Origin of the sequence: Vibrio sp. D401a, from assembly GCF_030248515.1 — a bacterium.
In the GTDB taxonomy this organism is placed as follows: domain Bacteria; phylum Pseudomonadota; class Gammaproteobacteria; order Enterobacterales; family Vibrionaceae; genus Vibrio; species Vibrio rotiferianus.
Window position 1 is genome coordinate 17,929 of record NZ_JAHGAI010000052.1, and the last position, 23,165, is coordinate 41,093.

At 46.9% G+C, this 23,165-nt stretch carries 19 protein-coding genes; 2 read left to right on the forward strand and 17 right to left on the reverse strand.

Annotated features, from left to right (window positions below; genetic code table 11):
- Positions 1-141: 141 nt before the first annotated feature.
- The 11 genes from KIV41_RS21670 to nsrR all read right to left on the reverse strand — a co-directional run bounded on the left by KIV41_RS21670 (position 142) and on the right by nsrR (position 15,296).
- Entirely contained in the window at positions 142-933 is a 792-nt protein-coding gene (locus KIV41_RS21670) for a DUF1338 domain-containing protein (protein ID WP_038892627.1), read from the reverse strand.
- A gap of 264 nt (positions 934-1,197) precedes the next feature.
- Positions 1,198-2,655, reverse strand: a complete 1,458-nt coding sequence (astD, locus tag KIV41_RS21675; protein WP_199455535.1) for a succinylglutamate-semialdehyde dehydrogenase — start codon at positions 2,653-2,655, stop codon at positions 1,198-1,200.
- 28 nt (positions 2,656-2,683) lie between these two features.
- On the reverse strand, positions 2,684-3,703 hold the full coding sequence (gene astA, locus KIV41_RS21680; protein WP_285337681.1) for an arginine N-succinyltransferase: 1,020 nt from the start codon (positions 3,701-3,703) through the stop codon (positions 2,684-2,686).
- Positions 3,704-3,811: 108 nt separating this feature from the next.
- On the reverse strand, positions 3,812-5,023 hold the full coding sequence (locus tag KIV41_RS21685) for an aspartate aminotransferase family protein (RefSeq protein ID WP_285337682.1): 1,212 nt from the start codon (positions 5,021-5,023) through the stop codon (positions 3,812-3,814).
- A gap of 370 nt (positions 5,024-5,393) precedes the next feature.
- Entirely contained in the window at positions 5,394-5,972 is a 579-nt protein-coding gene (locus KIV41_RS21690; protein ID WP_071236483.1) for an aminodeoxychorismate/anthranilate synthase component II, read from the reverse strand.
- Between the two features lie 189 nt (positions 5,973-6,161).
- A complete protein-coding gene (locus KIV41_RS21695) occupies positions 6,162-9,107 on the reverse strand; it encodes an ExeM/NucH family extracellular endonuclease (RefSeq protein ID WP_285337683.1) in 2,946 nt (981 codons plus the stop codon).
- A gap of 373 nt (positions 9,108-9,480) precedes the next feature.
- Positions 9,481-10,518 carry a tryptophan--tRNA ligase gene (trpS, locus tag KIV41_RS21700; RefSeq protein WP_005432761.1) on the reverse strand — a complete coding sequence of 346 codons (1,038 nt, stop codon included), beginning with the start codon at positions 10,516-10,518 and terminating at the stop codon, positions 9,481-9,483.
- Positions 10,519-10,634: 116 nt separating this feature from the next.
- Positions 10,635-11,321: a phosphoglycolate phosphatase gene (locus KIV41_RS21705; RefSeq protein ID WP_252041270.1), complete on the reverse strand. Its 687-nt coding sequence runs from the start codon at positions 11,319-11,321 to the stop codon at positions 10,635-10,637.
- A 125-nt stretch (positions 11,322-11,446) separates the two neighbouring features.
- Positions 11,447-12,190 (reverse strand): 23S rRNA (guanosine(2251)-2'-O)-methyltransferase RlmB, encoded by a 744-nt coding sequence (gene rlmB / locus KIV41_RS21710; RefSeq protein ID WP_005438340.1) that lies wholly within the window; start codon positions 12,188-12,190, stop codon positions 11,447-11,449.
- A 76-nt stretch (positions 12,191-12,266) separates the two neighbouring features.
- Positions 12,267-14,753 carry a ribonuclease R gene (gene rnr, locus KIV41_RS21715; protein WP_285337684.1) on the reverse strand — a complete coding sequence of 829 codons (2,487 nt, stop codon included), beginning with the start codon at positions 14,751-14,753 and terminating at the stop codon, positions 12,267-12,269.
- Between the two features lie 117 nt (positions 14,754-14,870).
- The gene (gene nsrR, locus KIV41_RS21720; protein WP_010443993.1) at positions 14,871-15,296 is read right to left on the reverse strand and encodes a nitric oxide-sensing transcriptional repressor NsrR; all 426 of its coding nucleotides are present in this window, start codon (positions 15,294-15,296) and stop codon (positions 14,871-14,873) included.
- Between the two features lie 111 nt (positions 15,297-15,407).
- Here nsrR and hmpA point away from each other — a divergent pair, with 111 nt between their 5' ends.
- Positions 15,408-16,592, forward strand: a complete 1,185-nt coding sequence (hmpA, locus tag KIV41_RS21725) for an NO-inducible flavohemoprotein (protein WP_285337685.1) — start codon at positions 15,408-15,410, stop codon at positions 16,590-16,592.
- Between the two features lie 106 nt (positions 16,593-16,698).
- On the opposite strand, the gene KIV41_RS21730 is transcribed toward hmpA, so the two are convergent.
- Both KIV41_RS21730 and KIV41_RS21735 read right to left on the reverse strand, forming a co-directional pair.
- A complete protein-coding gene (locus tag KIV41_RS21730) occupies positions 16,699-17,334 on the reverse strand; it encodes a tetratricopeptide repeat protein (RefSeq protein ID WP_038884079.1) in 636 nt (211 codons plus the stop codon).
- 231 nt (positions 17,335-17,565) lie between these two features.
- On the reverse strand, positions 17,566-18,882 hold the full coding sequence (locus tag KIV41_RS21735) for an adenylosuccinate synthase (protein WP_010443999.1): 1,317 nt from the start codon (positions 18,880-18,882) through the stop codon (positions 17,566-17,568).
- 173 nt (positions 18,883-19,055) lie between these two features.
- Here KIV41_RS21735 and KIV41_RS21740 point away from each other — a divergent pair, with 173 nt between their 5' ends.
- The gene (locus KIV41_RS21740) at positions 19,056-19,241 is read left to right on the forward strand and encodes a DUF2065 domain-containing protein (RefSeq protein WP_010444000.1); all 186 of its coding nucleotides are present in this window, start codon (positions 19,056-19,058) and stop codon (positions 19,239-19,241) included.
- Positions 19,242-19,339: 98 nt separating this feature from the next.
- Here the strand turns inward: KIV41_RS21740 and hflC are convergent, their stop codons facing one another.
- Genes hflC through hfq form a run of 4 tightly spaced genes read right to left on the reverse strand, consistent with a single transcriptional unit; the run spans position 19,340 to position 23,162 of the window.
- Complete coding sequence (gene hflC, locus KIV41_RS21745) at positions 19,340-20,320, reverse strand: protease modulator HflC (RefSeq protein WP_071236479.1); 981 nt, start codon at positions 20,318-20,320, stop codon at positions 19,340-19,342.
- A gap of 2 nt (positions 20,321-20,322) precedes the next feature.
- The gene (gene hflK / locus KIV41_RS21750) at positions 20,323-21,525 is read right to left on the reverse strand and encodes an FtsH protease activity modulator HflK (protein ID WP_010444004.1); all 1,203 of its coding nucleotides are present in this window, start codon (positions 21,523-21,525) and stop codon (positions 20,323-20,325) included.
- Positions 21,526-21,570: 45 nt separating this feature from the next.
- Positions 21,571-22,860: a ribosome rescue GTPase HflX gene (gene hflX, locus KIV41_RS21755; RefSeq protein ID WP_010444006.1), complete on the reverse strand. Its 1,290-nt coding sequence runs from the start codon at positions 22,858-22,860 to the stop codon at positions 21,571-21,573.
- A 38-nt stretch (positions 22,861-22,898) separates the two neighbouring features.
- Positions 22,899-23,162, reverse strand: coding sequence for an RNA chaperone Hfq (gene hfq, locus KIV41_RS21760; protein ID WP_005438329.1), 264 nt, complete (start codon positions 23,160-23,162; stop codon positions 22,899-22,901).
- Positions 23,163-23,165 lie beyond the last annotated feature (3 nt).

Sequence of the window (23,165 nt, forward strand, 5' to 3'; positions counted from 1 at the left end):
TAACGTTTAAAAAATTTAAAAGCCACCAAATGCAAGTTTGGTGGCTTTTTCTTTTTTGGGAGTTAGACATTGAGAGTCGAGAGCATTGCACTTCACAACGGACTTCATCCTTTGAGATGAAGCCCTCTCGCCTCATATCTATTAACCGTTGGTACTCTCGAAGATCTTATCTGCCGATGCTGCCACAAATCCTGGGTACAACTCACCGTTATCCATTGGGTAGCGCTTAGCAAACTCGTAGAAGCCTCCAGGAATCACCTCAACGCCTTCAGTAAAGGTCACTGGCACTTTGTCTGCCATGGTCGACGATTGCTCTAGTAGTACCTCTGGCGTGCCTTTTACTTCACCGCCATTCTCGTTGATGGTAAAGCCTACGGTGCGCAGGTGGTCGTTCACTTGCTTTACTTCTTCATGCTGATTGAGTTGATTCACACTCACTGTGAAGTGGTTTGCTCCGTAACCGTGCGCAGCAAGCCAAGAAGCGTATTCACTCTCTTTCGCCAAAGTTTGGAAGTCAGCATAACTAAGGTCCCACAAACGTCCGCCGTACAAGAAGTCACTGCCTGTCAGTTTAGAAGCATCAACCTGCTCTACCAGTTTATGAACAATGGCTTGTAGCTCTGGTGAGCACTCATCCACTTTCAATTCACTGATGAAGACTTTTGGCTGTTTCGGATCTGGGTGCTCAAAATGTTTTGCCACCAGCTTTTTGCTTTCAAATACGTAGTCACCACAGGCTTTATAACCCACCGCTAGGAATGGCTTTGCTAACGTTTCAATGCCTAGGGGAGCGACATTAAACGTACGTAGCGCAATATGGTCATTAATCAGAGGCTCATCTTCTTGAAGAAGTTGATGGACTTTAGCAGCGGAAGGGCAAAGACGTTGAATGTAGTCTTGCCATAGCGATTCAAATAACACATCGGGCGTCATAACGACTCCTTGTTATGAAATGTAGAGTTAGGGGTAAGAGGAAGTTGACCGCTCGTTCACAGCCCTAAAGCTGTCCAGAATCACGAACGAGCGGCCATCAACCTGTGACGGTATGTATGGCATAAGTGCCAGTCAGTCAACACGCTCTGGAGAGTCTTAAGCTCGCCTTTGGCGTTTGCCAGCGCGCTTACCAGAATCCTAACTTGGTAAATAGCTCCGGCAGAGAGAAGCGGCGATACTTTGTCACCACTTCGTGTTTCTCTATTACAGGCTTACACCCGGGCTCAATGTGGCAGGTAAGACCGTCTCTTGTCCTTCCATTGATGCCATTGGGTACGCACAGTAGTCTGCTGCGTAGTAAGCACTTGGACGTAGGTTACCCGACGCCCCCGGACCACCAAATGGTGCATCACCACTTGCGCCTGTTAGCTGGCGGTTACGGTTCACGATGCCTGCGCGAATGTGGTCCACGAAGTATTCCCACTCTTGGTCGTCGGTCGAAACTAGGCCCGCAGATAGACCAAAGCGCGTATCGTTTGCCAGCTCTACAGCTTTCTCTAGCCCTTCGTAGCGCACCACTTGCAGAAGTGGACCGAAGTACTCTTCATCTGGCAAGTCGGAGATGTTCGTCACATCGATGATGCCTGGAGAAACAAACGCCGCTTCGCCTGCTTTCGCTTCAATCAAGCTTTCACCACCCAGTGATTGCAAGTTCGCTTGTGCATCGAGAATGAACTTGGCCGCCGCTAGCGAAATTTGCGGTCCCATGAAAGGCGCAGGCTCTGCAAATGGTTGGTCTACGCGAATATTGAGTGTCGCTTCCACCAGCTTAGTAATGACTGCATCACCCTTGTCGCCAAATGGAATGTATAGACGACGAGCACAAGTACAGCGTTGTCCTGCACTGATGAAGGCAGATTGAATAATGGTGTAGACCGTTGCGTCTAGGTCGCCGTAGTTATCCGAGATAACCATCGGGTTGTTGCCACCCATTTCAAGCGCCAGCATTTTGCCCGGCTGACCAGCAAACTGACGATGGAGAACATGACCTGTGTTTGCACTACCAGTGAACAGCACGCCATCAATGCCTTTCGCATCCGCCAGCGCAATACCAGTTTCTTTCGCGCCTTGGACTAGGTTAATCACACCTTTTGGTAGACCTACCTCTTCCCACAGCTTCATAGCGAGTTCACCCGTCCATGGCGTTTGCTCAGACGGTTTGAAGACTACGGTGTTACCAGCCAGTAGTGCTGGCACGATGTGACCATTTGGCAGGTGACCTGGGAAGTTATAAGGACCAAACACCGCCATCACACCTAGTGGGCGATGACGCAATACAATTTGGTTGCCTGCGGCTTCACGTGTCGCTTCGCCAGTACGGTCGTGGTAAGCACGAATAGAAATCGCAATTTTACCTGCCATCGCTGCAGCTTCGGTGCGTGTTTCCCAGATTGGTTTGCCCGTTTCTTTGGCAATCACTTCGGCGATTTTTTCGCTGTTCTCTTTTACTTTCTCAGCAAAAGCCAACACGATCGCCTCACGCTCTGCAAATGGGCGCTTCTTCCAATCAACAAACGCTTCACGCGCTGCAGACACCGCTTGGTTAACCTGCTCTGCTGTTGCGCCGTTGCCTTGCCAGATCACTTCTTGGTTGTACGGTGACAGAGACGTAAATGCTTCACCCTGACCTTGTACCCATTCACCTGCAATCCAATGTGTCATTGTTTCTATCCTTAAATTCTGTCGTCAGTTACTGCGGAAGAAGGCGAACAAAATCCCCTTCCTCAACCAAGAGTGCATCCGCCAGTTCTGGGGCTAGCACTACGCTTTGCGTTTCTGCGTCATACGCCGCTTTCGCTGCCGCAGCGCGGAAGTTCTCGAATGACGAGTTACACATCAAGAAGTCTTGTGTGCTGATATGCTCAGAGATTTTGACTTGCGCGCGGAATGAGTGGCGTACCGATTCGATATTACGTAAGTCACACTCCACCGTTGGACCACCATCGAAAATGTCGACGTATCCACGGTTGGTAAAGCCTTCACGCTCAAGCAGCTTCAATGCTGGACGCGTGTTATCGTGTACTTTACCAATTACAGCTTGCGCTTCTGGGCTCAGTAGGTTGATATAGATTGGCAACTTCGGCATCAAGTCGGCGATAAAGCCTTTCTTGCCGATACCAGTTAGGTAATCCGCAAGCGTAAAATCGATAGAGAAGAAATGCTCTTGAAGCCACTGCCAGAATGGCGAGTTACCGTTCTCGTCTGATACGCCACGCATTTCAGCAAAGATGGTTTCCGAGAAACGCTCTGGGTGCTCTGCCATCATTAAGAAACGACACTTGGACATCAGACGTCCGTTCAAGCCACCACGGAATTTTTCGCGTAGAAACAAGGTACAGATTTCGCTGTTACCCGTGTAGTTGTTACCAAACGTCAGCAGCTTCACCACGTTGTTTACGCCAAGCTTTGGTGACGAGTGCACCACTTTGCTGATGTGGTAAGAATAAAAAGGCACATCCCAGCCGATCGAAGCTTCAATACCTGTGGTACCTGCGACTTCACCAGTTTCAGATTCAAAGCCCACCATTAGGTAGCCTTCATCACCGGCTTCGTTCACGTCAGGTTTGCCAAAACTGTATTCTGAGTGCTTGATTCGATTGGTTAACAGTTCTTCGTTAACCGGTAGAGATGTAAATCCATGACCTGACTCAACCGCACAGGTGTGCAGCGCGTCATAATCCGACATTGCGATAGGGCGAACTACTAGCATCAATACTCCCTCCAGATGCAAGAAGATCCTAACTATATTGTAGGAACAATACCCCCATCAGAGATCCTTGATGGGGGTGTCTAGGTTGACGATAAGCGGAGATCGCGCTTAAACCAGCGTTGCGATCGCTTTATCTAGCTTCGCCAAACCTTCTTCGATTTCTTGTTGTGTGATAACGAGTGATGGTGTGAAACGTACGACATTGGCACCCGCAACCAATACCATGAGACCTTGTTTACCTGCAGCAACCAGTACGTCACGCGCACGACCTTGCCACTCTTCATTAAGTGCTGCACCAAGCAGTAGACCTTTACCGCGCACCTCAGAGAAGATGTTGTATTTCGCGTTAATCTTCTCCAGACCTTCACGGAACATCGCTTCACGTTCTAATACGCCAGCCAGTACTTCTGGTTTTGTCACTTCTTCAACAACGGCTTCTGCAACTGCACACGCTAGTGGGTTACCACCGTAAGTTGAACCGTGCGTGCCCACTTTCATGTGCTCAGCCAGTTTTGCCGTCGTTAGCATGGCACCGATAGGGAAACCACCACCCAGTGATTTCGCTGTGCTTAGAATGTCTGGCGTGATGCCTAGACCTTGGTATGCATAGAAGTGACCCGTACGACCGTTACCAGTTTGCACTTCATCGAAGATCAACAGTGCGTTGTGCTTGTCACACAGCTCGCGAACCGCTTGAGCGAATTCAGGTGTTGGTGGAATGATGCCACCCTCACCTTGTAGAGGCTCCATCATTACCGCACAAGTGCGCTCAGACATGTGTGCTTGTAGTGCTTCGATATCGTTGTAAGGAAGGTGTGTCACATCGCCCGGCTTAGGACCGAAACCGTCTGAGTAAGCCGCTTGACCGCCTACTGTTACCGTGAAGAAAGTACGACCATGGAAACCTTGTTTGAATGCGATGATTTCAGATTTCTCAGTACCATGAACGTCTGCTGCGTAACGACGAGCTAGCTTTAGTGCCGCTTCGTTTGCTTCCGCGCCAGAGTTAGCGAAGAACACGCGCTCAGCAAAGCTGACTTCTGTTAGCTTCTTCGCCAATCGCAGTGCAGGCTCATTAGTCATAACATTACTTAGGTGCCAAAGCTTGCTACCTTGCTCAGTCAATGCGTTCACCATAACTGGGTGACAATGGCCAAGACAGCTCACCGCAATACCACCAGCAAAGTCGATGTATTCATTTCCGTTCTGATCCCAAATGCGTGAACCTTCACCTTTTACAGGGATCATTTCCATCGGGTTATAGCAAGGTACCATTACCTCATCGAATAAACCGCGCTCTACTTTGTTTTCCGTTGTCATTGCACATTCCTTATTGATACCGCATGCCTAGCAGATAAGCGAATTTAACCGGCACTCTTTGCCAGCAAATAATGTTTTGCATTTAAGCTATTACGGCATTGTATTTACATTTGATTAACCATTTCAATAGTGATTTATTCTTTTCGCATACCAGCGCAGCACCTCATACTCACTATCTATGCTTATTTATGCACCAAGAAACGCAAATAGAGAAGCAATTTTTTATAAAAACCATGCATGGCAAGGTTCAGAAAGAAATGAGAAAAATGAATAGGACTCGCCTAATTAGCAGAACGCATAGTTTTGCATTCCCATTCCAAGGCGAAAAATATGAAGAATTTGTTAAGAAAAGTGATCACGATCAGATCATTTAGCGCGCTAGAAAGTTCGCAAGTAGCTCATGACCTTGTTCTGTCTTAATCGACTCAGGGTGAAACTGTACCGCATCAATTGGCAGCGTTTTATGCTGATAACCCATGATTTCGTCCATGGCTCCGTCAGGCAGTTCAGTCCAAGCGGTCAATTCAAACACATCAGGTAATGTGCCGTTTTTCACCACGAGAGAGTGGTAGCGGGTTACCGTCAGTGGATTGTTGAGGTTTTTAAACACACTGCGACCGTTGTGACGAATTGGTGATGTCTTGCCGTGCATCACTTGTCGAGCACGTACCACTTCCCCTCCAAACACCTGCGCAATCGCCTGATGGCCAAGACAAACACCTAAAATAGGCAACTTACCAGCAAAGTGTTCAATAGCTTGTAGAGAGATACCCGCTTCGTTGGGGGTGCATGGCCCTGGAGAGATCACCAAATGGGTTGGGTTGAGTGCTTCAATGCCTTGGATGTCGATTTCATCGTTACGCACCACCTTTACGTCTGCACCAAGTTCGCAGAAGTATTGGTAAAGGTTGTAGGTAAAAGAGTCGTAGTTATCGATGATCAACAACATAAAAGGTCGGTTGCTCCAATCCGTTTTGGCAATGCTTACGTAGTGAATCGCCACGTTCGTGACAATCAAGGGCGGTATTTTGCTATACCAAGCAAGAAAGGCAAGTTTTTGCTGAATAAAAAGGCCAGCATAGGCTGGCCTTTGGTCTTTACAGCTATTTAGGAACCGTTTGTCAGGAAATAAATCCGCTTAGCGACGACGGAATAAACCTAGACCTAGCAGGGCAAGTAGCGCACCGAAGCCAAATGAACCGCCATCATCATCTTCTGATGGGTTCGTGCTCGATGGCTCTAGCGTAACATCACGAGAATCGCTGAACTTGACCGTGTTACCCGTAGAGTCTGTCACTTTCTCTTCTAGAACGTACTGACCTTCTGCCGGTGCTTGATCGAATTCCACATTTGCACTGCGAGCATCAATGTCTGTTTGCGTCAGAGTTGAACTTGCTGTGTAGCCACCATAACCTGACGTTGATGATGCTGCTTGAGCTGCTTTCGTTAGACTTACCGTCACGATATCACCCACCACTGCGTTTGGCGGCAGACGTACTTCTACAGCCAGGTTGTCACCTGAACTTGGTAGTGTGATGTCCGTATCTGGGAAATCAATCGCGATGATCACTGGATCATGGTCAGACGCTGAGAATGCATCTTTGTACTTCGGCATATCACCTGTGTACTTGCTGCTGTATTCAAACAAGTTACTTTCTAGTGAGTTGATGTGCCAGTCTTCAATCGCCACCACTTTTTGCGCCAAGCTGTTGCTTGCTAATGCGTGGTCTAGGTTACCTAGCTCACCTGAGTAAGTGTATGAGAAAGTATCAGCACCATGCAGCACGGTATTCAGGTTGTGGTAACCGTAGCCTTTTTCAATTTTGGTCTTCTCTACTTGAAGTTCACCACCACCAATGGTTGTGTAAGCTGCAGTGTAGATATCACGGCCGTATTTCTCTTTCGAGTAATCAGTCAGTGTAAGCAGAGGATCTTCCATGCCGTACGCGTTCAGGTCACCCATCACTAGCACGTCACCTTCAATGCCTTTCAGAGCGTCACCCACAACGTTAGCAGCAGAAACACGGAAGTTGTTACAGTTACCTTGCAGATCCGCTGGCTCAGAGTCTTCTACGCCTGCGATCCACTCTTCAATACATTCAGAACCTTTCGATTTGAAGTGGTTAACAACAACAGATAGATCTTTACCTGTCTCTTTCACCGTGAAGGTTTGTAGCAAGCTATGACGCTGGTACTTGTCGTAAGCAGGGTTGCCTTCTGCACCGTCATTACGCGTAATAGTGTTTTCTTCGATGTGTTGCTCTGGCGTCACAATCACTTTCGCCGCTTCTTTTGGCGTCACCGCGTTAGCACGGTATAGGATCGCCACCATGATCGCATCACTACCAAAGTACTCGTCTTGGTATTTATCTTGATCCGCGATTTCAACGTAAGTGTAATGGTCTTCTGTATCTTCGATTTCAGCATTCAATGCATCCACCAAGTTCTTCACAGCACTGCTATCACCAAAGCCGTTGTTCTCGACTTCCATCAAACCAATGATGTCCGCGTCCATCTTGTTCATCGCCGCAACGATTTTCGCTTGTTGGATCAGGAACTCGTCTAGGTTAGTCGCACCACGGTTTTGTCCAGTTGGGTTTTCATGACCACTATCAGCTACCGACGTGAAGTAGTTCAGTACGTTGAAGCTTGCAATACGCAAGTCTGAATCCGCAATCGCAGGGGCATCTTTACGAGCCACGTCGAAACCTTCACCTGAAGTGACGAAGTTGGTGTTATCGACTTCATTAGTCGCAATCAGGCGGTATTCATTGTAGCTATAAGCTACCACGCCCTGTATACCTTCTACTCGCGAACCAAGGCGAATATGCTGCTCAGAAGAGCCATCTTGGTCTGCATCTTTAGCAAAATCTGGGTAGTAAGGGATTTGACCGCTTGGCGCTTTACCATCAGATTCTAGGTATACGCGGTTTGCAGCGTTGTCTTTTGCAAGTTCAACCGCTGCATCACTTTCTGCAGCATGCAGTTGAGTCGGTTTAAATAGAGGCGCTTCATGCGAAAGCATCATGTTGTTACGACGTGAATCATAGTCGTAAGAGAAGTTACGAGTCACGAACAAGTCGCTCGCTGATTTCAACTCAACTTGCATGCCTTCATGACGCTCTAGCGCGTCACGTAGAGTCTCGCCTTCTTTGATGATGAGATCGGTAACAAGATCGATATCCGAAGTACCCGTCTTCACATAGCTATTGGCATCAGAAGCAAGCTGAGTATTGCTGTAGTACTCTTGAACCTTACCCTTCACACAAACAACATCGCCTGCTTTTAGGTTAGTATCAGCAGCATCAGTATGGATAAATAAGCCTTCCGAGGTCTTATCGTTGTTGTCGTTCTCTAGCGCTTGTAGGTAGAAGCCTTTGGTCAAGCCTGTTGTTACTGCCGTGACGACACCAGTAACAAAGTGGTCTTCTTCTGTGATGTACGGGTAGCCATCAATAAATGGAGACGTCGAACCTTCACCTTGAATATCTTGGATAGCAGTAAAGCTCGGTTGTTGACCGTCTACTTCACAAGCGAATGGTGCCGGTGGCTCAGTCGCGTTTAGCTCACCAAGGCCATCAATATTGTCTTTCTCGAACGCCGTCCATTGTGATGCATCATAAGTAGCAGAAGGGGTTAGCGCATCACTGTTACGAACCAATGTGGTGTCTTTACCAAAATCTACGTCACCCATCACACCGATGATGTCGTGCACTTCACCATTTTTAAGCAGCGCGATCGGGTCGTCACCGTTAAAGTTCGCCACGCTTTTATCAGTGATATCCGCTACCGCTTTGATTGCATCGCTCGCATCACCATGAGCCAGTACATACACTTGGTTAGCTTGTAGCGTCACTTGGCTTAGGTCGATTGTGCTGCCCCAAGTACCACCACCGTTTGATGATTTTGCCAGTTCATAGCCTGTTAGCGTTACCGCCGCATCGCCCGTGTTCGCGATTTCAACGGCTTTATTGTATGAACCGCCTTCAACATACTGGGAAAGAATAATTTCAGCATTAGCGTTGGCACTAAGTGCGCTGGCAATCGTCAGTGCAAGTAAAGAGGGTTTGATTAACGTATCCATTGTCGTACCTGATATTAATTTAAATGCAAACTAAGCCCTGAGCAGAGCCCACCATTTGTGCCTACTATCAGGTTTATTTATGAAATAAATAAGAAATACCAGCAAAAGCCGTGAAATATGTCACAAGCGGATAGTCGAAATTATGCCAGGGCAGATCCTTTAAACAGTTTTTGTAACAAATACAATAACTAAAGAGGTTAAAAACAAAAGTTAGAGTTGTTGCTCAGTTTTGGTTTCTCTAGCATGTTATATGGATAATTAAGATTAAAAGCTCATTACTTTAAAACTAAAGACAGGTTTATTTCTGCTCATTAGTAAACAGACATAAAAAAAGCTCCACCAAAGGTGGAGCTTTCTTATATTCGAGTTTTGCCTATGGGCGAGCAACAAAACCTACTGCTTCGTACGCTTTCTTCAACGTTTCAGCCGCGCGTGCCGATGCTTTCTCAGCGCCTTGCTTCATCACTTCGTTCATGTAAGCGCGGTCAGCACGGATACGGTGGTATTCAGCTTGAATAGGCTCAAGCATAGTAACTAGAGCTTCACCAACGTCTTTCTTGAATGGACCGTACATTTCAACGCCTTGGTATTTCGCTTCAATCTCTTCAAAGCTCATACCTGTTGCTGCAGAGTACAGACCCATTAGGTTAGAGATACCTGCCTTGTTGTCCCAATCGTGAGCGATACGCGGTGGCGTTTCTGTGTCGGTTTGCGCTTTGTTGATCTTCTTAATGATCGACTTAGGCTCTTCCAACAGCGTGATAACGTTCTTACGGTTGTCATCAGATTTTGACATCTTCTTGGTTGCGTCTTGAAGGCTCATTACACGCGCATTTACCGTCGGAATGTAAGGCTCTGGCACTTGGAAGATTGGCTGCTCTGGTGAGTAGATGTTGTTAAAGCGGTTAGCAATATCACGCGCTAGTTCTAGGTGTTGCTTCTGGTCGCTACCTACAGGCACTTGGTGCGCGCCGTAAAGCAGGATGTCTGCCGCCATCAGTACTGGGTAGTCAAACAGACCCACGTTTACATCACCAAACTGGCTTGAGCTGTCGTTTGAGTAACGTGCAGATTTGTCTTTAAACTGCGTCATACGACCCAGTTCACCCATTTGGGTGTAACAGTTAAGAAGCCAACCAAGTTGAGCATGCTCTGGTACGTGTGACTGAACAAATAGCGTGCTCTTCTTCGGGTCAACACCAACTGCCAGACAGATCGCCAGTGCATCTAGAGTCGCTTCATGCAGCGCTTTAGGGTCCTGACGAACCGTAATCGCGTGAAGGTCTACCACACAGTATTGGCAATCATAATCGTCTTGCATCTGCTGCCATTGACGTAGAGCACCCAAGTAGTTACCGATACTTAGTTCACCTGAAGGTTGAACACCACTCAATACAATGGGTTTGCTCATTAGAATGATTCCTTTGACTTCTTAATCTAATTAAATGAAAAAAACCGTGCAGTAATAGGTGCACGGTTTACTCAGTGTACTCATTAACGAGTATTTTGGAAGCTCTTTTGTAGCCGTTATGCAGAAACCGCTACGACATCCAATAATTCTGCCAAACTGTCAGCGACGAAGTCTGGGTTTGACGCCGAAATTGGCTCGCCGTGGTTATAGCCGTAAGTTAAGCCAAATGAGGCACAACCTGCATTCTTCGCCGCCAAGATATCGTTTTTCGAATCGCCGACCATCAGCATTTCACTTGGCTGAATTTGGTGTTTTTCCATCAACCAGTTCAGTGCGACTGGGTTTGGTTTTTTCTCTGGAAATGCATCACCGCCAAGAACATCAACAAAGTATTTTGCGATGTCGTGCTTTTCCAAAACGTCAGGCACAAACTTTGAAGGTTTGTTAGTCACCAACGCCATAACAAAGCCCGCTTTATGTAGTTCTGCTAGTGTCTCTTTTACCGTTGGGTAAAGGTGGCTTAGCTTATGACCGCTTTGCTCATAATAATCATCAAACAGTACACGCGCTTTAGCACGAAGCTCTTCGCTCAGCTCTGGATTGATGGTCAGGCTTTGGCTTAATGAACGACCGATCAACACGTCTGCACCGTTACCGACGTAGTCACGAACCTGCTCTTCTGAAACAGGCGGAAAGCCAAGCGCTTGTACCGCTTGGTCAGCGGCTACTGCGAGATCTGGCACGCTATCAAGCAACGTACCATCAAGGTCAAAGGCGATGAATTTAATGTCTTGTTGAGTCATAACTTCCCTGAAGATTTTTATTTATAAATCGGTGAAAACGACAAAGGATGGCACCCCATCCTTTGTTTTTATCATTATGTCTGACTTTGCAGTAACTATTTGTTTATTAGAAATTTGTCTAGCAATTACTTTGCAGCAATACGCTGACGAACCGCTTCAAACAAACAGATGCCAGATGCCACAGATACGTTCAAGCTTGAAACGCTACCTGCCATTGGGATCTTAATCAAATCATCACAGGTTTCGCGAGTCAGACGACGCATGCCGTCACCTTCTGCCCCCATAACAATAGCAAGAGGACCAGTCAGTTTTGCTTGGTAGATGTCGTGCGTTGCTTCGCCCGCCGTACCAACAAACCAGATACCTTGCTCTTGCAGTGTACGCATAGTACGAGCCAAGTTAGTCACTCGGATCAATGGCACGACTTCAGCTGCACCACAAGCCACTTTGCTTACGGTTGCGTTCATCGGTGCAGAACGATCTTTCGGTACGATGATCGCCGCTACGCCAGCTGCGTCTGCATTACGTAGACAAGCACCTAAGTTATGCGGATCCGTCACGCCATCCAACACCAATAGTAGCGGTGATTCGTGCTGCGCTAGGATGCCATCAATGTCATTTTCATTAAGCTGTTTCGCAGCTTTAACACGAGCAATGATGCCTTGGTGATTAGCACCATGCGCTTTGTCATCTAAAGTTTTACGTGTCATTTGTTGAATCGAAACACCACAGACCTGAAGATCATTCAAGATTGGCATTAGGCGATCGTCTTGACGGCCTTTTAGGACGTATGCTTCGATAAAACGTTCTGGTTCACGTTCCAATACCGCTTTCACTGCGTGAATGCCGTAGATAAATTCGTTACTCATTATTTAACCTGTTGTTCTGGTCGTATTGCCTACGCCAACCTACCTCTCTGTATCCAGAATAGATTGGCGATTCAGCCTACTGAGCGTAGCTGTTGGTACGCTTGCTCTTCTTCGACTTACTGTGTGGCTTTTTCTTACGTGCTTTCTTTGGCTTTTTCACGCCTTCAGTGTCGCCTCGTTTCGCTCCACCTTTACGAGGCTTATCTGCTTCTGCAGGCTCTGGTCGCTTAGTGGGCTCAATCGCAGGTATCGCACGCGTGCCGCCTTTCGTTGCTGCACGTTTTTTCTCTTTCGCTTTGCGCTTGGCATCCGCTGCGCGTTTCTTCGCAGTCTTACCTTTGCCGCGTAGCTTACGGCTTGTTTCGATTAATTCAAAGTCAATTTGCTTGTCATTTAAGTTAACCGCAAGCACTTTCACTTTCACCGCATCGCCTAGGCGATAGATGTTACCGAAGCTTTCACCGATAAGTCTTTGACCAATCGGATCAAATTGGTAGTAGTCGTTCGCTAGTGTTGAAATGTGCACCAAACCATCAATATGCAGCTCAGTCAGACGAACAAAGAAACCAAAGCTGGTCACGTTGGCAATAACACCATCCAACTCGTCGCCAACGTGGTCTTGCATGTATTCACACTTCAACCAATCAGCCACTTCACGAGTTGCGTCGTCTGCACGGCGCTCTGTCATCGAACACTGCTCACCATAGAAATCCATGTCGTCAAACGAGTAGTGGTAACCACCAGTTGGCGTCCAACGATCTTGGTTACGACCTTCTTCTTTAGCAATCAGATATTTGATTGCGCGGTGAAGCAGCAAGTCAGGGTAGCGGCGAATTGGCGACGTGAAGTGCGCGTAACGTTTCAGCGCTAGACCAAAGTGACCGGCATTGTCTGCGTTGTAGACCGCTTGCTTCATTGAGCGCAGCAGCATGGTTTGAATCAGTTCTTTGTCCTGACGTTCTGCGATTTGTTTTACTAAGTCTGCGTAGTCGGTTGGTGATGGCTCTAGACCACCTTTCAGATCCAGACCTAGCTCACTGAGGAAGTCACGGAAACCTTGCAGGCGCAGTTCACCCGGAGATTCGTGAACACGGTACAACGCTGGCTCTTTCGCTTTCTCAACGTAAGACGCTGAAGCGATGTTCGCTAAGATCATACATTCTTCGATGATCTTGTGTGCGTCGTTACGAACCACCGGCTCGATGCTTTCAATCTTACGATCTGCGTTGAAGATGAACTTAGCTTCAACGGTTTCAAATTCTATCGCACCACGGTTATCACGCGCTTCTTTAAGTACTTTGTACATCGCGTGCAGCTCTTCAAGGTGAGGAACGACAGCGTGATAACGCATGCGTAGTTCTTCATCCCCTTCTAGAATCGCGCCCACTTTGTTGTAAGTCAGACGAGCGTGCGAGTTCATCACGGCTTCGTAGTGCTTGTAACCTGACAGCTTACCGGTGTCAGAGATGGTCATCTCACATACCATACACAAGCGATCAACTTGCGGGTTAAGTGAACACAAACCATTTGATAGCACTTCAGGTAGCATTGGAACAACTTGCGATGGGAAGTACACCGAGTTACCACGGTTGATGGCTTCTTTATCCAGCGCAGTGTCTGTACGTACATAGTAACTTACGTCAGCAATCGCTACCCATAAGCGCCAACCGCCGCTCTTTTTCTTCTCACAGTACACAGCGTCATCGAAGTCACGAGCGTCTTCACCATCGATGGTCACCAACGGTAAGTCACGCAGGTCGACCCGACCCACTTTCGCTTCTTCTGGAACTTCTTCGCCCAGATTTTCGATTTGCTTATCCACCGCTTCTGGCCAGTCGTGTGGAATCTGGTGGGTGCGGATTGCAATTTGCGTTTCCATACCTGGCGCCATGTTTTCGCCAAGGACTTCAACCACTTTACCCATCATGCCACGTGAGCGAGAGCCGCGGTCGGTGATCTCAATCACAACCACATTACCCATACGGGCACCCGCTTTGTGCTCATTTGGGATCAGGATGTCTTGGCTGATGCGCGAGTCATCAGGGACAACGTATGAGTAACCGTATTCAAGGAAGAAACGACCCACAATCTGCGTGTTGCGCTCTTCTAAAACGCGCACAAGACGCCCTTCACGACGACCACGTTTACTGTTGTCGGTTGGTTGCACCAATACGTAGTCACCATGGATGATATGTTTCATCTGGTGATGTGGCAGCACAATGTCATTATCCTTGCCGGCACTGCCTTCTGGACGAACCCAACCATGACCATCTTTGTGACCAATTACGTAACCTTTCACCATCTCAAGTTTTTCTGGCAACGCGTAACACTGACGGCGCGTAAATACGAGCTGCCCATCACGCTCCATTGCGCGCAGTCGACGGCGTAAACCTTCGTAATGCTCTTCACCTTCAAGTTTTAGCGCTTCAAACAAATCATTGCGATTCATCGGTACGCCCGCTTCTTCTAGAAACTCAAGAATGAACTCTCGGCTTGGGATTGGATTTTCGTAATTTTTGGATTCACGATCTGCGAAAGGATCGTTTGGAATGTTGTCTGACATAGGCACGCCTATCTAGCAAGGAAGGTATAGAGCTAGTATATCCGAGTCTCTCGATAAGCTACAGAAATTGCTTTAAAAAAGAGTCTTAGTAAGAGGATTTTAAAGGCGTAAACAACACTATGGACGAGCAAGTAAGATTAGCAGTTCCGAATTATCACTCAATAGTTCTTCAATCGTGCAGCCATCCAATTCCGCAAGAAAAGCCATTTTCGCTTTGGCGAGCTTTTCTTTTAGGCGGCATGCTGGCGTGATGTGACAAAATTCCACGGAGCAATTCACCAAATCTAACGGCTCTAAATCGCGCACGACTCCCCCCACGGTAATCTCTTCTGGAGCCTTCAATAAACGAATACCGCCATTTTTCCCGCGAACGGTGTGCACATAGCCAAGCTGACCAAGGCGATTGATCACCTTCACCATATGGTTCCGTGATACACCAAATAAATCAGTCACTTCAGTAATATTTGTCAGCTCATCTTTAGGCAGTGAAGCCAAGTAAATCAGGGTTCTTAGCGCGTAATCGGTAAAGCTGGTTAACTGCATATTGCTATCCTCTCTAGTAGCAAAAGTGTAAATCTTTTCTTGATCGAAAGATACATTTGAGATACAACTTTAAACATGCATTATAAATACAACTTTAAATAGGAAGCCATTATGCTCACCAACCAAACCATTGATATCGTAAAAGCAACCGCACCACTGCTTGCAGAAACTGGTCCAAAGTTAACCGCACACTTTTATGATCGTATGTTCACCCATAACCCTGAGTTGAAAGACATTTTCAACATGAGCAATCAGCGTAACGGTGACCAACGTGAAGCTCTATTTAATGCAATCTGTGCTTACGCAGCCAACATCGATAACCTACCAGCACTGCTTGGTGCAGTAGAGAAGATCGCCCACAAGCACACCAGCTTTATGATCACTAAAGATCAGTACCAAATCGTTGGTACACACCTACTGGCGACTATCGATGAGTTGTTCTCTCCGGGTCAGGAAGTGATTGATGCATGGGCAGAAGCTTACGGCGTGCTTGCAAACGTGTTCATTCAGCGTGAAGAGCAAATCTACCAAGAGAATGCCGCACTTCAAGGTGGCTGGCGTGGGCTGCGCGAATTTGAGTTGGTGGGCAAGCAGCTTGAAAGTGAAAACATCTGTAGCTTTGTTTTCAAACCAACCGATGGTGAAGTGGTTTCCGAGTACAAACCAGGCCAATACCTAGGTATCTACATCAACAGTGATAAGTTCGAAAACCAAGAGATTCGCCAATACAGCCTATCCTCTGCGGTTCAAGAGAATACTTACCGTATCTCGGTAAAACGCGAACAAGGCGGTAAAGTATCGAACTTCCTTCACGATGAGTTGGACATCGGCGATAAGGTACAACTTGCTGCACCTGCGGGTGATTTCTTTATGGATGTGGACGCGGCTACACCAGTTGTTTTGGTGTCAGCGGGCGTTGGTCTAACTCCGACTCTATCGATGCTTGAGAGCCTTTCTGAGCACCAAGCGCCAGTAACATGGGTGCACGCAGCAGAAAACGGCCAACAGCACGCATTCAAACAGCACGTAAACCAAATCGTGAATGCAAAAGAAAACATGAACTCATTGGTTTGGTATAACCAACCAACAGCAGAAGATAAGATTGGTGAAGACTTCCACTTCACGGGTTTCGTCAACTTAAATGAAATTGAAGCGGCTCTTAAGCAAGATAACGTACAAGTCTACTTCTGTGGCCCGGTTGGCTTTATGCAGCACGTCGCGAAACAACTGCTTGAGCTTGGCGTAGCGCAAGAGCAGTTCCATTACGAGTGCTTCGGTCCACACAAAGTCGTTTAATCACTCACGATTACTCGTCGGGAAAAACAACAAAGCCCACATGATGTGGGCTTTGTTGTATCTATTGGCAGAGCTTTATGAAGTTACTGGTATTTTAAGAGTACATTTACCAGAAGGTGTCGCGGCGCTTGGCTCGCGCAATAATGTTTTGCGGCATACGTTGCTCAAGACCATTTCTCAGCATCGCAATACGCTTATGTTGCCTCTTATCCGCAGTCACCGAGTTATACAACCAACGGTAGGCATCTTCGTAGTCGAGCGGGCTACCGTAATCGCGCAGTAATAGTTCGGCAAGATGAATACGCGCATTCAAGTTGCCCATCGATGCGGCTTCACGCAGGTATGGGATCGCACGTTCTTTATCTTGTTGGACTAAAGTTCCACGAGAGTAGTAGCGGCCAAGTTGCTCTAACGCAGCAGGTAAACCTTGGTGGGCTGCGTTTTCCATGTAGTAAAGCCCAAGCTCTACGTCTTGCTCTACACACACGCCCCACGCAAGCATATCGCCATAAAGGAATTCATAAGACGGCAAATTAATGCGCGTCGCACGTGCCACGATATCTTCCACTAGCTGGCAGTTATCAGCGCGCACGCGCTCTAAATGCTTATTCTGCTCAATAAGCTTAATCAATTCTGCTTCGGTGTAGATAGGAACTGGCGCCCCTACATCGGCAACATTTGCCTTAGCCGATGTTGCACTCAGCATCAATAACAGTGAAGCAGCCACTGTTCGTAACTTCATATATGTACTCTTTAAGGTATCTAAGAAACCAAAGATCAGCCAAGGATCTCCTCTGCTTGATTACCTTATCGGCAAAGGTTAGTTAAGCTTTAGGCAAATTTTGCCTCCTGTCTAATCTTAACGGCAACAACTTGCCATATCGAGTACGATTTTTCACCTACGGTTCTAATTCACAAATATAAAAAAACCGGCCATCATAGCCGGTTTTTAAAAATCTCTAACGAGTGTCGATTAAGCTTCGAATGGGTGAACCTTAATGATGGTTTCGTTACGGTCAGGACCTGTTGAGATGATGTCTACTGGCACGCCAGTTAGCTCTTCAATGCGCTTGATGTAATCTAGAGCAGCTTGTGGTAGCTCGTCGATTGATTTCGCACCGAATGTGTTCTCAGACCAACCAGGCATTGTTTCGTAGATAGGCGTTGCTTTTTCAAATGCTTCAGCAGCCATCGGAGAAACTTCTAGCGTAGAACCATCTTCCATCTTGTAACCAGTACAGATTTTTAGCTCTTCTAGACCATCTAGTACGTCTAGTTTAGTTAGACAGAAACCAGATACAGAGTTGATTTGGATTGCACGACGCATAGCAACAGCATCGAACCAACCAGTACGGCGTAGACGACCTGTTGTCGCACCGAACTCGTGACCCACTTCACCTAGGTGTTTACCTACTGGATCTTGCTTGTCTAGACCATCGTATAGCTCAGTCGGGAATGGACCTGCACCAACACGAGTACAGTAAGCTTTCGCGATACCAAGGATGTAACCGATGTGACGAGGACCGAAACCAGAACCTGCAGCAACACCACCAGCAGTCGTGTTAGAAGAAGTTACGTACGGGTAAGTACCGTGGTCGATATCAAGTAGCGTACCTTGTGCACCTTCGAACATGATCTTGTCGCCGCGCTTACGTGCTGCGTCTAGTTCGTCAGTTACGTCGATAACCATAGAAGTTAGTAGTTCAGCGTAACCTTTCGCTTGCTCAAGTACTTCTTCGTAGCTTACTGCTTCAGCTTTGTAGAAGTTAACTAGTTGGAAGTTATGGAATTCCATTACTTCTTTTAGTTTCTCAGCGAAAGATTCCATATCGAATAGATCGCCAACGCGCAGACCGCGACGAGCAACTTTATCTTCGTATGCTGGACCAATACCACGGCCAGTAGTACCGATAGCTTTTTTACCGCGAGCGATTTCGCGAGCTTGGTCCATTGCAACGTGGTAAGGAAGAATTAGAGGACATGCTTCAGAAATGAAAAGACGTTCGCGTACTGGAATGCCGCGCTCTTCAAGAGGTTTCATTTCTTTAATTAGAGCTTCAGGCGATAGTACAACACCGTTACCGATAACGCATTTTACGTTATCGCGAAGGATACCTGATGGAATTAAGTGAAGAACGGTTTTTTCACCGTCAATTACAAGTGTGTGACCTGCATTGTGACCGCCTTGGTAGCGTACCACGTATTTTGCATCTTCAGTTAAAAGGTCTACAATTTTACCTTTACCTTCGTCACCCCATTGGGTGCCTAGAACGACTACGTTATTTCCCATCTTTCCAAGTCTGATTGCTAGTTAAAAATGGATTCTAGCACCGAATCACACTTCTTGCAGTCATTTTTTGTTCACAGAGTGGATACTAGAATGCAAACTCGCCAATCTTACTCATTTCGAAATCACTACATCACTGATAATATTTACTTTTCAGAATTCGACTAGGGATCATGATGTCAGAGTCTATTTGGCTAGCGATAGGGCTAGTATTGATCGTTGAAGGTATTGGACCGTTGATCGCCCCAAATGGTTGGCGCAACATGGTCGCTCAGTTAAGTGAGCAACCGGATAACCAGTTGCGTCGCATTGGCGGTTGTTTAGTAGTAGCGGGCGCCGTAATCGCCATCATGATGAGTTAACATACTCGCGGTGCCTATTCGATATTTATCCAACAGATACCAAAAGATACAAAAAAGGCTCCATCACGGAGCCTTTTTAATTTGCTGTAGCGCTTAGCTTATTTAGCTTCTGCGCCTTTCGCATTGTTCATGTATTGGAAGAACTCACTCTTCGGATCCAGAACAAGAATGTCACTCTTAGAGCTGAACGATTTTTCGTAAGCTTTTAGAGAACGTAGGAAGCTGAAGAACTCAGGATCTTTGTTGTACGCATTCGCGTAGATCTTCGCCGCTTCTGCATCCGCTTCACCTCGTGTTACACGAGCTGTTTTGTCTGCTTCAGCAAGAATTGTTGCCACTTCAAGCTCAGCTTGTGCACGGATAACTTCTGCTTTCTCTCGACCTTGAGAACGGTGCTTACGCGCTACCGACTCACGCTCTGCGCGCATACGACGGTAGATAGATTCACTGATCTCATCTGGTAGGTTGATCTTCTTCATACGGAAATCAACGATGCGAACACCCAAGTCTTTCATTGCACTATCGCGCGTGTCTTTCAACACTTCAGACATGATTAGGTCACGTTCACCATCGATTTCCAATGCTTCACGAGCAGCTTCAGTACTCACTTCATCACTGTTTGCATCTTCTGGAAGTACGTCATTATTGCGTGGACCAGATACGATTTGCTTGATTTCACGAGAACCGATTTCTGCACGTAGCACGTCTGTTACCTTACGCTCAAGAAGCGCTTCAGCTGTCAGTGTGTTACCACCGCCAGTTGCTAGGTAGTAACGACCGAAATCTTCAATACGCCACTTCACGTAGGTATCGATGATTACGTCTTTTTTCTCAGACGTTACGAAACGGTCAGCACGGCCATCCATTGTTTGGATACGCGCATCTAACTGCTTAACTCGATCAAACAGTGGCATTTTGAAATGCAGACCCGGCTCGTAAATACGAGTGATGTCGTTGTTATCTTTCAAGACACGACCGAATCGTACCACAATACCACGCTCACCTTCAGGAATCACAAACAGTGACATCAGCATTAATGCCAGTGCGATTACCAATACAGGGATCATTAACTTACGCATTTCTAGTATCTCCCTTGACGTGAACCAGTTGAACGAGACTGTGTGTTCGAAGTGTCTTGCTGAGCACGTTCAGACTCTAATTGAATGTGATCGTACGTTGAAGTCGACTTCGATTTACGTTTGGTGTCTGTTTGACCTTCTTGACCAGCCAATTTATCAATTGGAAGGTATAGAAGATTACCGCTTGATTCAGAGTCAATCAGCACTTTCGATGTGCTGGAGTACACTTCTTCCATCGCATCTAGGTACAGACGATCACGAGTTACACCTGGTGCAGCTTGGTATTCAGGCAGTAGTTTTTCAAACTGAGCCACTTGACCAAGAGCTTCGTTGGTTACACGTTCGTTGTAACCTTGTGCTTCTTTCTTCAAACGCTCAGCACGACCTGTTGCCTTCGGCAAGATTTCGTTCTTGTACGCTTCTGCTTCACGGATGAAACGCTCTTCATCCTCACGCGCTGCGATTGCATCATCAAACGCATCTTTAACTTGCTCTGGCGGACGCGCAGACTGGAAGTTCACATCAACAATCACGATACCCATATCGTAGCTATCGATAATTTGGTTTAGTGTCTCTTGAGTGCTTTGACGAATTTGCTGACGACCACTTGTTAGGATGCTATCCATTAGTGAGTCACCAATTACTGCACGTAGTGCAGAATCTGTTGCTTGACGCAAGCTATCGTCTGCATTAGTTACGCGGTACAGGTATTTGTATGGGTCAGCAACACGGTATTGAACGTCCATCGCTACCGTTACTACGTTTTCATCTTTAGTCAGCATTAGACCAGATGCACGTAACGAACGAATCGCTTGCACGTTAACCGCTTCGTATTCATCAATAAAACGAGGACGCCAGTTCAGACCTGGGTCTACGATACGGTCGTATTTACCTAAACGCAGCACAACACCACGCTCTGCTTCACCGATGGTGTAAAAACCAGCGAAGAACCACACCGCAATCGCAATAACTGCAATCACGCCGAAGCCAATTGCGCCACCGCCACCGCCGATAGAAGAACCACCGCCGCCTTTTTTACCAAACTTACCACCCAGCTTTTGACTCAGTTTGCTGAACACTTCATCTAAATCTGGCGGACCTTGGTCTCGGCCACCAGGACGCTGGCCACCACGATTATTATTACCCCAAGGGTCATTATCGCGGCCATTGTTGCCGTTGTTATTTCCAGGCTCATTCCACGCCATTAGAAAGCTCCATCATTTGATATGACGTTATACTGTAGCAGTCCTTTAAGTGACTATAAAGTCGACTAAAACTGCCCCTTCTCTTTTTTCAAGTCTAGACCAATCTACCTGTTGCATTCGAATATCGATCAACAAGTTACCTTCCTGGTCATATTCCTCACGTTGAATACACTTCATTTGGAAGAATGTACTACGGAATCGTCCTTGATACTGTGGAGGAATTCGCAACTGATGCTCAACCATTTGCGACGCCAAACGTTCTGTCAGCGCATCAAACAGGAGATCAATGCCCAATCCGTCCATCGCAGAGACCCAGACCGCACGAGGTATACCTTCCTCATCACGTTCTATACGTGGTTTCTGCTCTTCTAGATTATCAATCTTGTTCATTACTACGAGCGTCGGCACTTCATGTGCGTCGATCTCTTCTAAAACTTCATGAACAGCTTGAATATTCTCACGAAAACGCTCATCACTGGCATCAACAACATGTAACAAAATGTCAGCTTCTTGCGTTTCTTGCAAGGTTGCTTTGAAGGCAGCAACCAAATCGTGAGGTAGATGTCGGATAAAACCAACGGTATCTGCAAGTATTGCAGGCCCTACATCTGCTAACTCTATCTTACGTAAGGTAGGATCAAGAGTAGCAAACAGTTGATCTGCGGCATAAACGCCAGCTTCTGTTATACGGTTGAAGAGTGTCGACTTACCCGCGTTGGTGTAACCCACAAGAGAAATCGTTGGGATTTCTGCTCGGTTTCGGGCACGGCGCCCTTGCTCACGCTGCTTCGCTACTTTTTCAAGTCGGCGAAGGATGGCTTTGATTCTGTCACGCAATAATCGACGGTCAGTTTCTAACTGAGTTTCACCCGGCCCACGTAGACCGATACCGCCTTTCTGCCTTTCAAGGTGCGTCCAACCACGAATCAAACGAGTAGAAATATGACGAAGCTGGGCTAGCTCTACTTGCAGCTTACCTTCGTGTGTTCGTGCTCGTTGGGCAAAAATATCGAGGATGAGACCAGTGCGGTCGAGGACTCGACATTTGCACAGTGCTTCGAGGTTACGTTCTTGGGCAGGAGAGAGGGAGTGATTAAAAATCACAATTTCAGCACCCGTTAATTGCACCGTAGTAGCAATTTCTTGTGCCTTGCCCTCTCCGACATAGTATTTCGGGTGTGGGGATTGACGACTACCAGTTACAACTTGTAGCGCCTCAACCCCAGCGGAAGAAACCAGCATTTCGAATTCAGCCAGATCTTCCCATTCACCTTCTTGCGTGAAGTTGATATGAACAAGTACGGCTCGCTCACCGGATTCATAACGGTCAAACAAGCAATCAACTCCTTATTTTAACAATACTAAATGAAGAATTAATCTTCAGATTTCTCTTGTGGACGGTCACCCTGAGGACGATCACCACTGTGGTGGCTCACTGGACGAGCCGGAACAACTGTAGAGATTGCGTGCTTGTACACCATTTGATTTACAGTGTTTTTCAATAGAATCACGAACTGATCGAATGATTCGATCTGACCTTGTAGTTTGATACCGTTCACAAGGTAGATAGATACCGGGATACGCTCACGACGTAGCGCATTTAGGAATGGGTCTTGTAGAGATTGCCCCTTAGCCATTTT